The organism is Streptomyces sirii (genome assembly GCF_045690365.1).
GTDB lineage: Bacteria > Actinomycetota > Actinomycetes > Streptomycetales > Streptomycetaceae > Streptomyces > Streptomyces sirii.
In genome coordinates this window covers 8,381,786-8,394,109 of the sequence record NZ_CP147982.1, presented here as the reverse complement: position 1 = coordinate 8,394,109, position 12,324 = coordinate 8,381,786, and the positions used below count along the sequence as shown (strand labels likewise).

At 71.6% G+C, this 12,324-nt stretch carries 13 protein-coding genes; all 13 read right to left on the bottom strand.

All coding sequences use genetic code 11. The features are described 5' to 3' along the window. Nucleotides 1-2: 2 nt before the first annotated feature. A complete protein-coding gene (locus tag WAB15_RS37375) occupies nt 3-383 on the bottom strand; it encodes a hydrogenase maturation nickel metallochaperone HypA (protein WP_399148388.1) in 381 nt (126 codons plus the stop codon). A gap of 165 nt (nt 384-548) precedes the next feature. Beyond that, on the bottom strand, nt 549-653 hold the full coding sequence (locus WAB15_RS37370) for a DUF6893 family small protein (protein WP_407289033.1): 105 nt from the start codon (nt 651-653) through the stop codon (nt 549-551). After that, nucleotides 647-1,282: a hydrogenase maturation protease gene (locus WAB15_RS37365; protein ID WP_407289032.1), complete on the bottom strand. Its 636-nt coding sequence runs from the start codon at nt 1,280-1,282 to the stop codon at nt 647-649. Before WAB15_RS37365 ends, WAB15_RS37370 begins: the two co-directional genes overlap by 7 nt. After that, a complete protein-coding gene (locus tag WAB15_RS37360) occupies nt 1,279-2,703 on the bottom strand; it encodes a hypothetical protein (RefSeq protein ID WP_407289031.1) in 1,425 nt (474 codons plus the stop codon). The genes WAB15_RS37365 and WAB15_RS37360 overlap by 4 nt, the downstream gene beginning before the upstream one ends. Then, nucleotides 2,700-3,404 carry a DUF6084 family protein gene (locus WAB15_RS37355; protein ID WP_407289030.1) on the bottom strand — a complete coding sequence of 235 codons (705 nt, stop codon included), beginning with the start codon at nt 3,402-3,404 and terminating at the stop codon, nt 2,700-2,702. The genes WAB15_RS37360 and WAB15_RS37355 overlap by 4 nt, the downstream gene beginning before the upstream one ends. Beyond that, on the bottom strand, nt 3,401-4,039 hold the full coding sequence (locus tag WAB15_RS37350) for a DUF5947 family protein (protein WP_399148570.1): 639 nt from the start codon (nt 4,037-4,039) through the stop codon (nt 3,401-3,403). The genes WAB15_RS37355 and WAB15_RS37350 overlap by 4 nt, the downstream gene beginning before the upstream one ends. Nucleotides 4,040-4,059: 20 nt before the next feature. Beyond that, the gene (locus tag WAB15_RS37345; RefSeq protein ID WP_407289029.1) at nt 4,060-4,629 is read right to left on the bottom strand and encodes a hypothetical protein; all 570 of its coding nucleotides are present in this window, start codon (nt 4,627-4,629) and stop codon (nt 4,060-4,062) included. Beyond that, entirely contained in the window at nt 4,626-6,410 is a 1,785-nt protein-coding gene (locus tag WAB15_RS37340; RefSeq protein ID WP_407289028.1) for a nickel-dependent hydrogenase large subunit, read from the bottom strand. The genes WAB15_RS37345 and WAB15_RS37340 overlap by 4 nt, the downstream gene beginning before the upstream one ends. Nucleotides 6,411-6,500: 90 nt before the next feature. Next, the gene (locus tag WAB15_RS37335; RefSeq protein WP_399148381.1) at nt 6,501-7,586 is read right to left on the bottom strand and encodes a hydrogenase expression protein HypE; all 1,086 of its coding nucleotides are present in this window, start codon (nt 7,584-7,586) and stop codon (nt 6,501-6,503) included. Nucleotides 7,587-7,773: 187 nt separating this feature from the next. Next, entirely contained in the window at nt 7,774-8,526 is a 753-nt protein-coding gene (locus WAB15_RS37330) for a DUF4232 domain-containing protein (RefSeq protein ID WP_407289027.1), read from the bottom strand. A gap of 243 nt (nt 8,527-8,769) precedes the next feature. Next, nucleotides 8,770-8,973, bottom strand: a complete 204-nt coding sequence (locus WAB15_RS37325) for a hypothetical protein (RefSeq protein ID WP_407289026.1) — start codon at nt 8,971-8,973, stop codon at nt 8,770-8,772. A 37-nt stretch (nt 8,974-9,010) separates the two neighbouring features. After that, complete coding sequence (locus WAB15_RS37320) at nt 9,011-11,161, bottom strand: MFS transporter (protein ID WP_407289025.1); 2,151 nt, start codon at nt 11,159-11,161, stop codon at nt 9,011-9,013. A gap of 231 nt (nt 11,162-11,392) precedes the next feature. Next, entirely contained in the window at nt 11,393-12,112 is a 720-nt protein-coding gene (locus tag WAB15_RS37315; protein ID WP_407289024.1) for a ScbR family autoregulator-binding transcription factor, read from the bottom strand. Between the last annotated feature and the right edge of the window lie 212 nt (nt 12,113-12,324).

Genomic DNA, 12,324 nt, shown 5'->3' with positions numbered 1-12,324 from the left:
GTTCAGCGCTCCTGAGGAATCGGTGCGGGGACCGGGGCGTCGTTCCAGCACACGGTGACGATCTGCAGTTCACGGCCGGACAGCAGCCCGTCCGTCGCCCCGCCGCAGTCCGGGCAGCTCAGCCGCGGCGGCATGCCCACCTGCCAGGTCGTCGCGCAGGGGCCGCAGCGGGCGCGGGCCGGCACCGGTTCCATGACGAGTTCCGCGCCCTCCAGCGCCGTGCCGGCGCAGGCGAGTTCGAAGGAGAAGGCCAGCGCGTCGGGGACCACTCCGGCCAGTTCGCCGACCTGCAACCGGACGCTGCGGACCGCGGTGGCCCCGGGGGGCCGGGCCGCGCCTTCGACCTGGTCCACGACGGCCAGCGCGATGGACATCTCGTGCATCGGTCCCTCTCTGGTGCGGGGACGGCCGGGTGCCGCCGGGCTGTGTCCGGCGGCGCTGGGCTTCATTAGACGGCGCCACCGCGGGGCGGCCCGGGTGCCTCGCCGGGGCGGTGCGGTGGCGTACGCCGTTCGGTGCAGCGCGGTCGGCGACCGGCCGCCGGCCCGTCACATGGCCCGGATGCGCAGATAGCGCTTGAGGTCGGGGAGCATGGACTTCACGGCGAGGGCGAGTGCGGTGGCGGCCGCGCCGCCCAGGGCGAGCTTCAACATGGTGTCGTGTTCCTCTCACTGGTGCCCGGTCCGTTGGCGACCGGTGCCGGCTCTTCGGCGGGGTGTTCCGGCTCTTCCGCGGCGCCCGCTGCCGGCTCGTCCGCGCCATCGGATGCCGGCGCGTCCGCGCCGACCAGACGCAGGATCAGCCGTACGGCCTCGTCGACCGCGGCCTCGACCGGTGCGCTGAGCCCGATGCCTTCGGCGACATCGGCGGGTTCGCAGCCGACGACCAGGACGCGCTGCGGGCGTCGTTGGTCGGTGCCCGCGCTGAGCGTGTCGAGCAGCGCGAGCACGGTGTCGGGCGTCATGTGGTGGCCGTCGAGCGCGGTGGCCCCGGCGGCGGGGGCGGAGCTGGTGGTGGCGTCGAGGAGGTAGACGGTGCCGGGCGCGCCGTCGCGCGCGGCGGCGTCCACGAGCAGGACGGTGTGGTAGCCCTCCAGCATCTGGTAGGCGAGGTGCACGCCCCGTACACCGGCGTCGACGACCTCCACGCCCTCCGGGAGGGGGTGTTCGGCGAGCCGGCGGACGGCCTCGACACCGAAGCCGTCGTCGCCGAGGAAGATGTTGCCGACGCCGGCGATCAGGGTCTTCCCGGGCGGACCGGCGGCGGGGGCGGCGGAGCTCACGCGTCCTCCAGAGGGGCGATCTCATCGGGTTGGAAGTACAGGAAGCGGCCCTGTTCCCGCTGGATGTCGGCGCCCGGGTCGTCCTCGACGGTCACCGCGAGGTGCACCCCTCCGTCGACGTCGTGCAGCACGGCCTCGACCCGGGCGCTGCGGCCCTGGAGGAAGAGGTCCTGGGCGTCGGTGCGGCGCAGGCCCGGCTTCAGCAGCACCCGGCTGCCGGCGCCGACCGACCGCCCGTCGACGGTGACCCGGTCGTGCTCCGGGTCGACGCCGCGGTCTCCGGCCGGGTCCCACCAGGGGGTGTCCGGGCGGGTGCCCGGCACATCGGGGGCGGCCGGGTCGGCGGGGGCGGCGGGGCCGGCGTCGGTGACCTCGCGCAGCGCCCGGACGGCGCCGTGCAGCCGCTCCAGGACCTCGGGCGGCATGGTGTCGGCGAGCGCGATGACGTCGGCGGCGCGCGGGTCGGTGCCGCGGGCCTCGCGCTTCTCCTGGTCGGTGAGGGCGGCGGTGCGCAGCGCGAGGATCTCGTCGATCTCCAGGGCGTCGTAGAGCGCACCGGGGCTTTCGGGGGCGATGGCCGGATGGTCCTCCAGGATGATCGGGGAGGACAGCACCACATCGGCACGGCCCGACGCACCGGCCAGCACGGGCCAGGAGTGCTCGTTGCGGCAGGACGCGGCGGCGGCCCGGGCCCATTCGGGCGGGTCGGTCATGGACAGGAACGAGCCCGCGCTCAGGCCGAGCAGGAGGTGGGCGCCGACCAGGGAGTACGGCAGTGCGGCGGTGCGGTCGGCGGCGGCGTCGTCCGGCTTCCAGGTGCTGGTGTTCTCGACGGTCGCCGTCAGCCGCAGCGCCGCGTACGGTCCGTCGAGGGCGACAGCGGTCAGCCGTACCAGGCCCTCGATCCCGGCGCGGCGGCGCACCAGCCGGCCGACCTGCCGCCCCTCGGCGTCGTGGACCGGCTCGGTCTCCTCGTGCGCGGGACGGGAGAACGGGATCGTCAGTCCCTCGTCGGTCAGCTTGGCGACGTCCACGTCCAGTGTGATGCGCTCCTCGGTGCCCTCGTCCCAGCAGGACACCACCCGGTCGGGCAGTTCGAGTTGCTCCACGGTCTCGAACTCCTCGTCGGCGACGAGGCGTTGGACGGTGCGCCGCTGGGCGTGCAGAAACCGCAGTTCGGCCGAGAGCCGGGCGCCCGCCCTGGGCTCCATGAGGCATTCGGTGCGCTGGAAGGAGTGCTCCGCGTGCTCGGCGCCCCAGTCCGGCGGCACCAGGACGCCGAACTGCCACCGGAGCCGGTTCTTGGCGGCGGAGGCGCGGTACGGGTAGAGCACATAGCCCTCGAACAGCACCGCGTCGGCCACCTGGCGGGCGGTGGCGAAGCGGTCCGCCGCCTCGTCGGGCAGGACGCCGGTCGTCACGGTGCGGTCCTCTCGGTGGCGGTGCGGGCGGTCCCGGGGAAGAGCCGGGCGCGCGGTGCGGGCGGCTCGGGGCCGTCGGCGCCGGCCAGCAGCGCCTCGACGGTCGCCTGCCAGGAGGGCAGGGCGCGCCGGGAGCGGTAGGCGAGCAGCGCGTCGAGGGTCTCGCGCGGCAGCCGGAGCCAGCCGCAGCCGGGGAAGTGGGCCTCGGTCATCTCCTGCCAGACCGTCACCGGCATGCGTACGGACGCTTCCTTGTTCCAGGGCACCGGTTGGACCTGGAAGCCGCCGGCGCCGGCGAAGACCGTGCCGGAGAAGAGCAGCAGCAGCGGGACCTCGCCGTCGCGCAGTGCGTGGAAGTATCGGCCGGCCGCGACGTCCAGGTCGTAGCTGCACGGGACGGGTAGATCCACCTCGCACTCGCCGGTGAAACCGGGGACGACCAGCGAGACCTGGGCGAACTGCAGGGGGTGCAGGCTGTTGCTCCAGCGGGAGCGGTCGCCGAAGAGGTCGGCGAGCGCCTCGGCCTCGTCGGGCGCGTAGCCGCGCCGGGCCGGCTCGATCCGGATCTGGCAGCGCAGCGCGAGGGCGTGCACCCGCACCGCCGGGTCGGGGGCGGTCAGGCGCAGCCGGAACAGCAGGGTGGGGGCGGCGGCGTAGGGGTCGGCGCGGACGCCGGTGCAGACGAAGGACAGCTCGGTCACGGCCGGTCGTCCTCCTTCGGGGGGCGGGCCCGGCGGGCGACCTTGGTGAAGAAGTCGGCGAGCGCGGCGCGCGCCTCGGCGCCGCCGTCGAAGCCGTGCCACAGCAGCCGCATCCGGCCCACGAGTTCGTAGCAGATGTCGATGGGCACCAGATAGCACTCGATCCGCCCCTCGATGCGGCGCAGCAGCAGCGCCTCCACGTCGGGCCGGAGGAGGTCGGCCAGTCGGCTGGCGGCCAGCACGGTCTGCCAGGTGGACGGGTCGAGTTCGCTCTCGGTGGCGCCGGCCGGGCTGGGGTAGAGGGCGACCAGCCGGTCCAGGTCGGAGTGGCGCAGGAAGAAGGCGACGCCGACGGGGATCTGCAGCAGGTCCCAGGCCGCGTCGTCGACGGTGTGGCCGGGGTCGACGAGGTAGCGGTCGGGGACGCTGCGGAACTGCCCGGTGTCGGGCGCCTCGAAGAGCAGCGCGCAGGGGGTGCAGGCGCAGGCCAGCGCGCGGCGGCTGATGTCGACCAGGTGGCGGTGGTTGTGCTCGGCGAGCACCATGGCGCACAGTTCGCAGCGTTCGGGGGCGGGCGGTGCCGGCGCGCGGAAGCGGCGCAGACCGCGGTGGGCGGTCAGCGGCCCCAGACGCATGGCCGCCGTCTGGGGGGCGCTCACGAGACGGTGGCGGCGGTCGGCGGGCGGCTGGAGATCTGCAGCAGCGGCGGTTCGGTGCGGGCGTCGGCGGCCTCCCACTGCACCGCGGTCACCTCGGGGGCGAAGCAGCCGAGCGCGGCCTCGACGGCCTGTTGGGCGGCCTGGTTCGTGCTGGGGCAGCCGCAGCCGCCGGAGTCGGCCGACCGCAGCCGCAGCACGCCGGTGTCGGCGGCGAACTCCGCGACCTCGGCCGGGTGCCGGCGGCGGACGCTGTCCAGGGCGCGGTCGATGCGGGCGGCGGTGTCGTCGGGGTGCAGGTCGTGCAGCACCAGCAGGCCGGCCACCAGCTCGTCGCCCAGCAGCGCCGCCCACTGGCCGCCGTCGCCCGTCTCGCGCTGCAGGAGGTGCGCGATCCGGGCGAGCCCCGCGCCGTAGAAGTCCATCAGTGCGCGCACGAGTTCCTCGGCGGCGGCGCTCGCCTCCCGGTCCTCGCGCTGGGCGAGGCGGTCCAGTACGTCCTCGACGCGGCGGCCGGTCGCCTCCGCGCTCGGCGCGGCGGTCTGCTCCGGGGCGGTACGGGCGCTCATCCGGACAGCCCGCTCAGGCCGGTGGGCACATGCATCTTCTGTACGGATCTGCCATCGCCGACGTACATGTGGACGCCGCAGGGCAGACACGGGTCGAAGCTGCGCACCGTGCGCATGATGTCGATGCCCTTGAAGTTCTCCGGGGTGTTCTCCTCGAAGATCGGGGTGTTCTGGACGGCGTCCTCGTACGGGCCCGGGGTGCCGTAGGTGTCGCGGGTGCTGGCGTTCCACGGAGTCGGCGGGTAGGGGTGGTAGTTGGCGATCTTGCCGTCCCGGATGACCATGTGGTGCGAGAGGACGCCGCGTACCGCCTCGGTGAAACCGCAGCCGATGGACTCGTCGGGGACCTCGAACTTCTCCCAGGTCTGGGTGCGTCCGGCGCGGACCTCGTTGAGGCCCTGCTCGGCGAAGTGCAGCGCCATGGCGGCCGAGTACGCCTGGAAGTAGGTGCGGGCGCGGTTGCGCTCCAGGGCGTTGCTCCACTTCGGGATCTTCCATTCGAAGCGGGCCTCGGGCTTGGTCATGCTGCGCGGCAGGTCGATGACCACGCTCTGGCCGGTGGCCTTGACGTACGGCGTGTCGACGAGCCCGGACAGCGCGGTGGACCAGAGCCGGGCGATCGGGCCGCCGCCGGTGTCCAGCGCCAGGTGCTCCTTGCCGTCGAACCACCGCGGGGACATCACCCAGCTGTACTTGTCGTTGAAGTCCCGCTTCTGCGGGGCGGGGATGGTGTGCTGGTTCCACGGGTGGCGCGGGTCGACGGGGTTGCCGAGCGGGTCGTGGGTGACGAACTGCTCCTGGCCCTGCCAGTCCTGGTAGTAGGAGCTGCCCAGCAGGATCCGGATGCCGAGGTTGATCTCGGTGAGGTCGTTGGTCACGAGCTTGCCGTCGACGATGATGCCGGGGGTGACGAACATCTTGCGCCCCCAGTCCGTCATGTTGCGGTACGTGAAGTCGCAGTGCTCCGGGTCGTTGAGGGCGCCCCAGCAGCCCAGCAGGACGCGGCGCCGGCCGACCTCCTCGTAGCCCGGAAGGGCCTCGTAGAAGAAGTCGAACAGGTCGTCGTGGAGCGGGACGACGCGCTTCATGAACTCGACGTAGCGCATCAGCCGGCTGAGGTAGTCGGTGAAGAGCTGGACGCTGGCGATGGTGCCGACGCCGCCCGGGTAGAGCGTGGAGGGGTGCACATGGCGGCCCTCCATCAGGCAGAACATCTCCCGGGTGTAGCGGCTGACCTGGAGCGCCTCGCGGTAGAACTCGCCCTCGATGGGGTTGAGGGCGGTCATGATGTCGGCGATGGTGCGATAGCCGTGGTCGCCGGCGTGCGGGGCTTCGGTGCGCTGGGCGACCTCCCAGACCCCGGGGTTGGTCTCGCGGACCATCTTCTCGCAGTAGTCGACCCCGACCAGGTTCTCCTGGAAGATGTTGTGGTCGAACATGTACTCGGCGGACTCGCCGAGGTTGATGATCCACTCCCCCAGGTGCGGCGGCTTCACTCCGTAGGCCATGTTCTGCGCGTACACCGAGCAGGTGGCGTGGTTGTCGCCGCAGATCCCGCAGATCCGGCTGGTGATGAAGTGGGCGTCGCGCGGGTCCTTGCCGCGCATGAAGACGCTGTAGCCGCGGAAGACGGACGAGGTGCTGTAGCACTCCGCCACCCGCTTCTGCTTGAAGTCGATCTTGGTGTGGATGCCGAGGCTGCCCACGATCCGGGTGATCGGATCCCAGGACATCTCCGTCAGACCGCTGCCGTCACCGGCCGCCTTCGTCTTGGGTGCCATCGTGTGTGCCGTTGCCCTTCTGTACGCGAGGAGGTGGGGGTCGGACGGAGAGTCCGGGGTCGTGTCAGGCGGCTACGGGGGGTGCGCTCATCACGGTCTGCGGTAGCCGGTGGTCAGTTGGTCGCCGCGGTGGCGCCACTTGGGCTCGTGGTCGACGGTCTTGGCGGTGATACCGCGCAGCCGGCGGACGACGCTGCCGTACACCGTGCTGGCGACACTGGAGACCCTGGCACCGGGGGGCTCGTCCATGAACGGCATGAACTTGTCGGGGAAGCCGGGCATGGTGCAGGCGATACAGATGCCGCCGACGTTCGGACAGCCGCCGATGCCGTCCATCCAGCCCCGCTTGGGGACATTGCATTTGACCACGGGGCCCCAGCATCCGAGCTTCACCAGGCACTTGGGCGAGTCGTAGGTGGTGGCGAACTGGCCCTGTTCGTAGTAACCGGCCCGGTCGCAGCCCTCGTGCACGGTCTCGCCGAAGAGCCAGGTGGGCCGCAGCTGCTCGTCCAGCGGGATCATCGGGGCCGCGCCGACCGCCTGGTAGAGCAGGTAGGTCAGCGTCTCGGAGAAGTTGTCCGGCTGGATCGGGCAGCCGGGCACACACACGATCGGGATGCCGGCCTTGGAGGTCCAGTCCCAGCCGAGGTAGTCGGGCAGGCCCATGGCGCCGGTCGGGTTGCCGGACATGGCGTGGATGCCGCCGTACGTGGCGCAGGTGCCGATCGCGACGACGGCGAGCGCCTGCGGGGCGAGGCGGTCGATCCACTCACTGGTGGTGATCGGCTGGCCGGTCTCGGGATCGTCGCCGAAACCGCACCAGTAGCCCTCCGGCTTGATCGACTCGTTGGGGATCGACCCCTCGACGACCAGTACGAAGGGGTCGATCTCGCCGCGCTCGCCCTTGAAGAACCACTCGATGAAGGTGTCCGCGCCCTGGACCGGGCCGCTCTCGAAATCGATCAGTGGCCAGTGCACGGCTACCTTGGGCAGTCCCGGTAGCACGCTGAGCGCGATCTCCTCGATGCTCGGCTGGGTCGCGGCCGTCAGCGACACCGAGTCGCCGTCACAGCTCAGACCGGCGTTGATCCAGAGGATGTGGATCGGGGACTCGTCCTCGGCGGACGGCTTTCCGTTCGCGGCGGCCTTGTCGGCCACGCTCGATGCTGCGGACATGGCGATGTCTCCTCGGCGGATATGCAACGAAAGCGATGGTTCAAGGCTTCCGTCCACCTTGGTAACACCTACCGACCCGCCGGGCCGGTCACCGAGGGCCGTTCCGGTGACGCACCGTGGCGAGGTCCACGACGCAGCGGGCGCCCGGTCCGGTGGACCGAGCGCCCGCAGGGGACCGTACCGACCGTCAGCCGAGCGACCCGGCCTCCACCGCGGTCACGTCGAACCGTCCGCCGCAGACCCGCAGGCCACGGCTGCCCGTGGTCATCGACTCCTTGGATCCGGGCGGGTAGACGAAGACGATCTGGGAGTTCTTCCAGCAGGGAGTGTCCGAGACGCCGTCGTTGACGGTGTGCAGCACGGCGTGCGCACTCTGTCCCGGCTGGAGCCGGACCGTGCCGCCGGCGCCGCCCGAGCGGGTAGCGGGCTTGCCGACCGGCGAGCCGTCGCGCTGGATCAGCGACACCCCGGGGAAGCCGCGCAGCGTACAGGCCTTCTTGCCCTTGTTCGTGAAGACGAGGGGGTAGTGGATGTTGCCCGCGCCGATGTCGGAGGGGCCCAGGCTCAGCGACATGTTGGCGGCGGTGCAGCGGTCCGACGCCGTCATGGCCGAGGTGTGCGAGGCCGCGGCGCTCGGGGCGGCGCCCGTGGCCTTTCCGCCGGGCAGGGTCGCCGAGTTCGCCGACGGCTTCTCGCCCGCCGCGGACTCCTTGCCGGCCGCGGACTGCTCGCCGGCCGACGACGGCTGCTTCGCGCCGGGGACCTGCGCGCCGCTGCCGCTCTCCTGGTTCTGGGACGTGACGGGTGCGGCTGCCGACGAGGGGCGGGAGGCCGTGCCGTTCCCGTCCTGGCAGGCGGTCAGCGCGAGCGCCGCCACGGCGATCAGCGATCCGGCGGCGACACGGCGGCCGCGGCCGGGCGTCTTGATGGTGAGCGACATGAGTGTCCCCCTCGTCTGGTAGGTGCGAGCTCGGGTCCGGGTGCGTGCGGTCCGTTCGTTGTTCTTCCAGCGTGGCTCCGGGCACTGCCGGTCCGCTAACGAGGCACTAACACACCGCTAACGAGGCAGCGTGCCCGGCACGCCGATGGCCCCGGCACCTCTTTGACCAGCCGGGATTCCGGGCGCGCCGCTCAGGCTCGCAGAAAATTCCCGGGTTGCGGATGCCGCACCGCGAGGTTCGGCCTACTTCCCGGGACCCTGGTCGGCTCCGATGTTCGGCGGGTCGGCGCGGACCGCGCCGGTGTCGCCGGCGGGAATCCCTGGGGTCCGGGCGTAGAGGTTGTGGTCGTAGGTGTTGTGTGTATCGGCAATCGGGGAGCCGGCCGGGGCGCCGGCGAAGACGTTGTTACGGAACGTGACGCCGCCGGGGCCGTTGCTGCTGACCATGGCCGTCCCCGGGAAGCGGGTGGTGATGGTGGCTCGGTCAGCGGCCGTCGGCGGACGGCCGGGCGGGCTCCAGGACCACGTCGCAGGTCGCGTCGGCACCGGCGGCGAGGAGCACCGGGGTGGCGTGCGGCGGATAGCCGGCCGCGGTGAGGATGTAGTGACTACCGGTCAGATCGCCGAAGGCGAAGGCTCCGTCGGGGCCGGTGAGGGCGTACCCGGCGACCGCGCCGTCCTCGACGAGGGTCACGGCCGCGTCGGCGAGCGGCCGGCCCTGCGGGCCTCGTACCGTGCCGCTGACCATGACCGTCGGTTGCAGCCGAGCGTCCTGGTGGGCCGGCTCCCCGCCGGACAGCTCCAGCGTGCGGGCCTGCGGCCGATGGCCGGGGGCGCCGAGGACCAGGGTGTAGGTGCCGGTGGCGGGCGCGGCGAGGGTGTAGCCGCCGTCCGCGGCGGCCGTGGTGACGCCGGCCTGCCGACCCTGCCGGTCGATCAGCGTGACGCTCGCGCCCGCGACCGGCGCGCCGGAGATGTCCAGGACGCGGCCGCGGAAGCCGGCGGGCCGGTCGTTCGCGGTGGTCGCGGCGGCTGGGGCGGACGGTTCCGGGGAGGTCCGCGCACCGGGCACGTCGGCCGCGCCGTCACCCGCCGCCACGCCGTCCACATCATCCGTGCCGCCGGCGTCCGCCGCGCCCTCCGCGTCGTCCGTACTCTGCGCCACCAGGGTGGGGCGGGACTCCATGTGCTGCGACGGCAGGAAGCAGGCCAGGGCGACGCCGACGAGGACCGCGGCGGTGGCGATCAGGAAGGCGACCCGGAAGCCGGCCAGCGTGGGGATCGTGGCCGGTCCCACGCGCTGGGACATATGGGCCAGCACCATGCCGATCACGGCGCTGGACACCGAGGTGCCGATCGACCGCATCAGGGTGTTCAGACCGTTGGCCGCGCCGGTCTCGGACGGATCGACGGCGCCGATGATCAACGCGGGCAGCGAGGAGTACGCCAGGCCGATGCCCGCACCGACGACCACCGCGATGATGACGGTCTGCCACGGGGCGCTCATCAGGCCGATGCCCGCGCCGTAGCCGACCGCTATGACGAGCATGCCGATCAGCAGCGAGACCTTGGGGCCGCGCCGGGCCGCGATCCGCGCGTACAGCGGAGCGACGAACATCATCGTCACACCGAGCGGCGCCACGCACAGCCCGGCCACCACCATGGACTGGCCGAGCCCGTAGCCGGTCGACTCGGGCAGCTGCAGCAGCTGCGGCAGGACCAACGAGATCGCGTAGAACGCCACACCGACCGTGATCGAGGCCAGGTTGGTCAGCAGCACCTCACGGCGGGCCGTGGTCCGCAGATCCACCAGCGGATCACCGATCCGCAGCTCCATCACGCCCCACAGCACCAGCACGAGGACGGCGACACCGAAGAGGCCGAGGGTGGTGGGTGAACTCCAGCCCCAATCACTGCCCTTGGTGATGGGCAGCAGCAGGGCCACGAGACCGGCGGACAGCCCGAGGGCGCCCACCACGTCGAAGCGCCCCTGGGCGCGTACCGAAGTCTCCGGTACGACAAGGAGGGTGAGCAGCATCGACAGCACGCCGAGCCCGGCGGCGCCGAAGAACAGGGTGTGCCAGTCTGCGTGTTGGGCCACCAGCGCGGCGACCGGCAGCGCGAGTCCGCCGCCGACGCCGATCGACGAGCTCATCAGGCCCATGGCCGAGCCGAGCCGCTCACGCGGCAGCTCGTCCCGCATGATGCCGATGCCGAGCGGGATCGCGCCCATGGCGAAGCCCTGCAGCGCCCGGCCGATGATCATGATGAGCAGGTCGCTGGTGAATCCGCATATCAGGGAGCCGACGACCATGACCGCGAGGCTGGTCAGCAGCATCCGCCGCTTGCCGTGGAGATCGCCGAGCCGTCCCATGATGGGCGTCGAGACGGCTCCCGCGAGGAGGGTGGCCGTCATGACCCAAGTAGCGTTGCTGGGCGCCGTGTCGAGCAGTACCGGCAGGTCCTTGATGACCGGCACGAGCAGCGTCTGCATCACCGCGACGGCGATGCCGGCGAAGGCGAGGACCGGGACGATACCGCCGCGGGTTCTCCGACGGCCGCCCGCGGTGGGGTCGGACACCTGGGGCACGGCGGTGGCCGTCCTCTCGGACAGCTGGTCCGTCGTCTGCGTCATGCGTGCGGCCTCCAGGGCGGCAGGGGTGAGTGCGGTACGGCGATGGATACGTGCATGACGAACGTTGTATCGCGGTGGGCTATTCCGCCGCCCGGTCAACACCCTGGACGGCAGCGGTGATACGCCTCACACCGTCGCGCCTCTTACGCCTCGACAACACCGCCTGTGCGGTATTTTTCGCCGCCCGGAAACCGCGGACCGGCCGCCTCGGTGACCCTCGTCCGAGGCCGCTCAGCCCCCGGCGACGGCACCGGCACCAGCACCGGCACCAGCAGGAGCAGGAGCAGGAGCATCGACAACGGCGTCGACCTGCGCGCTGCGCCGAAGAGCGGCGTCCAGTTTCGCACCGCGCTCCGGGTCCAGATTGAGCCTGGCGAGGACGGCCGGCACCGCGATGCTCGGCAGGGTGTGCTGGAAGAAGACGGTCAGCCGATAGCAGAGGTCGGCCTGATTGGTCAGCGCATGGGACATCATCTGGATCCCGGCGAACGCCCCGACGAACAGCTCGGCGGTCTCATGGATCACGACGCTGTCCAGGATTTCACCGCGCGTCCGCGCATCGCCGAGGAGGCTCTCGACGAAGACGGTCCACGAGAGCATCGAGCGCTTGCGGTCCAGGTGGTTGGACCCCTGCTCGACCGCCAGCCGGGCCGCGCCGCGCTGCATCGGGTCGCTGCGCAGCCGGAACGCCAGGACCTGGCCGGAATCGACGAACTCCTGCAGCTTGATCTGCTGCGGCTCCACGGCGATGTCGGTCACATGCTCTTCGAGCACGGCCAGCGCCAGCTGCTCCTTGGAGGCGAAGTGGAAGTACAGGGCGCCCTTCGTCACACCGGCGCGCTCCAGGACTTCGGCGATCGTCGCGCGGTCGTAGCCCTGCTCGTCGAATACCGACGCGGCCGCCTCCAAGATCACTCGTCGGGTCCGGATCGCGCGGTCCTGTTGTGCCACAGGACGCCTCCTGTCTGTTGAAGCCTTCACATTCCGCGGGTGCCGGCCACCGGTCAAGTCACCGCGCCACCAGCCTATTTCCCCTTTCCCCCAGCCCGGCATTGAAAATAAAACCGGATGGTACGTATCTTATCAGCGATGGACCTCATCCCGTAGAGACACCTGGGGGCAGCCGTGAGCGATGCGTTGCACGTCAGCGACACAGTTCAGCG

Bases quoted from the DNA above. Each gene is read 5' to 3' on its own strand.
- WAB15_RS37320 (WP_407289025.1), bottom strand. From the start codon at position 11,161: ATGACGCAGACGACGGACCAGCTGTCCGAGAGGACGGCCACCGCCGTG.
- WAB15_RS37335 (WP_399148381.1), bottom strand. From the start codon at position 7,586: ATGTCCGCAGCATCGAGCGTGGCCGACAAGGCCGCCGCGAACGGAAAG.
- WAB15_RS37330 (WP_407289027.1), bottom strand. From the start codon at position 8,526: ATGTCGCTCACCATCAAGACGCCCGGCCGCGGCCGCCGTGTCGCCGCC.
- WAB15_RS37340 (WP_407289028.1), bottom strand. From the start codon at position 6,410: ATGGCACCCAAGACGAAGGCGGCCGGTGACGGCAGCGGTCTGACGGAG.
- WAB15_RS37370 (WP_407289033.1), bottom strand. From the start codon at position 653: ATGTTGAAGCTCGCCCTGGGCGGCGCGGCCGCCACCGCACTCGCCCTC.
- WAB15_RS37325 (WP_407289026.1), bottom strand. From the start codon at position 8,973: ATGGTCAGCAGCAACGGCCCCGGCGGCGTCACGTTCCGTAACAACGTC.
- WAB15_RS37350 (WP_399148570.1), bottom strand. From the start codon at position 4,039: ATGCGTCTGGGGCCGCTGACCGCCCACCGCGGTCTGCGCCGCTTCCGC.
- WAB15_RS37345 (WP_407289029.1), bottom strand. From the start codon at position 4,629: ATGAGCGCCCGTACCGCCCCGGAGCAGACCGCCGCGCCGAGCGCGGAG.
- WAB15_RS37375 (WP_399148388.1), bottom strand. From the start codon at position 383: ATGCACGAGATGTCCATCGCGCTGGCCGTCGTGGACCAGGTCGAAGGC.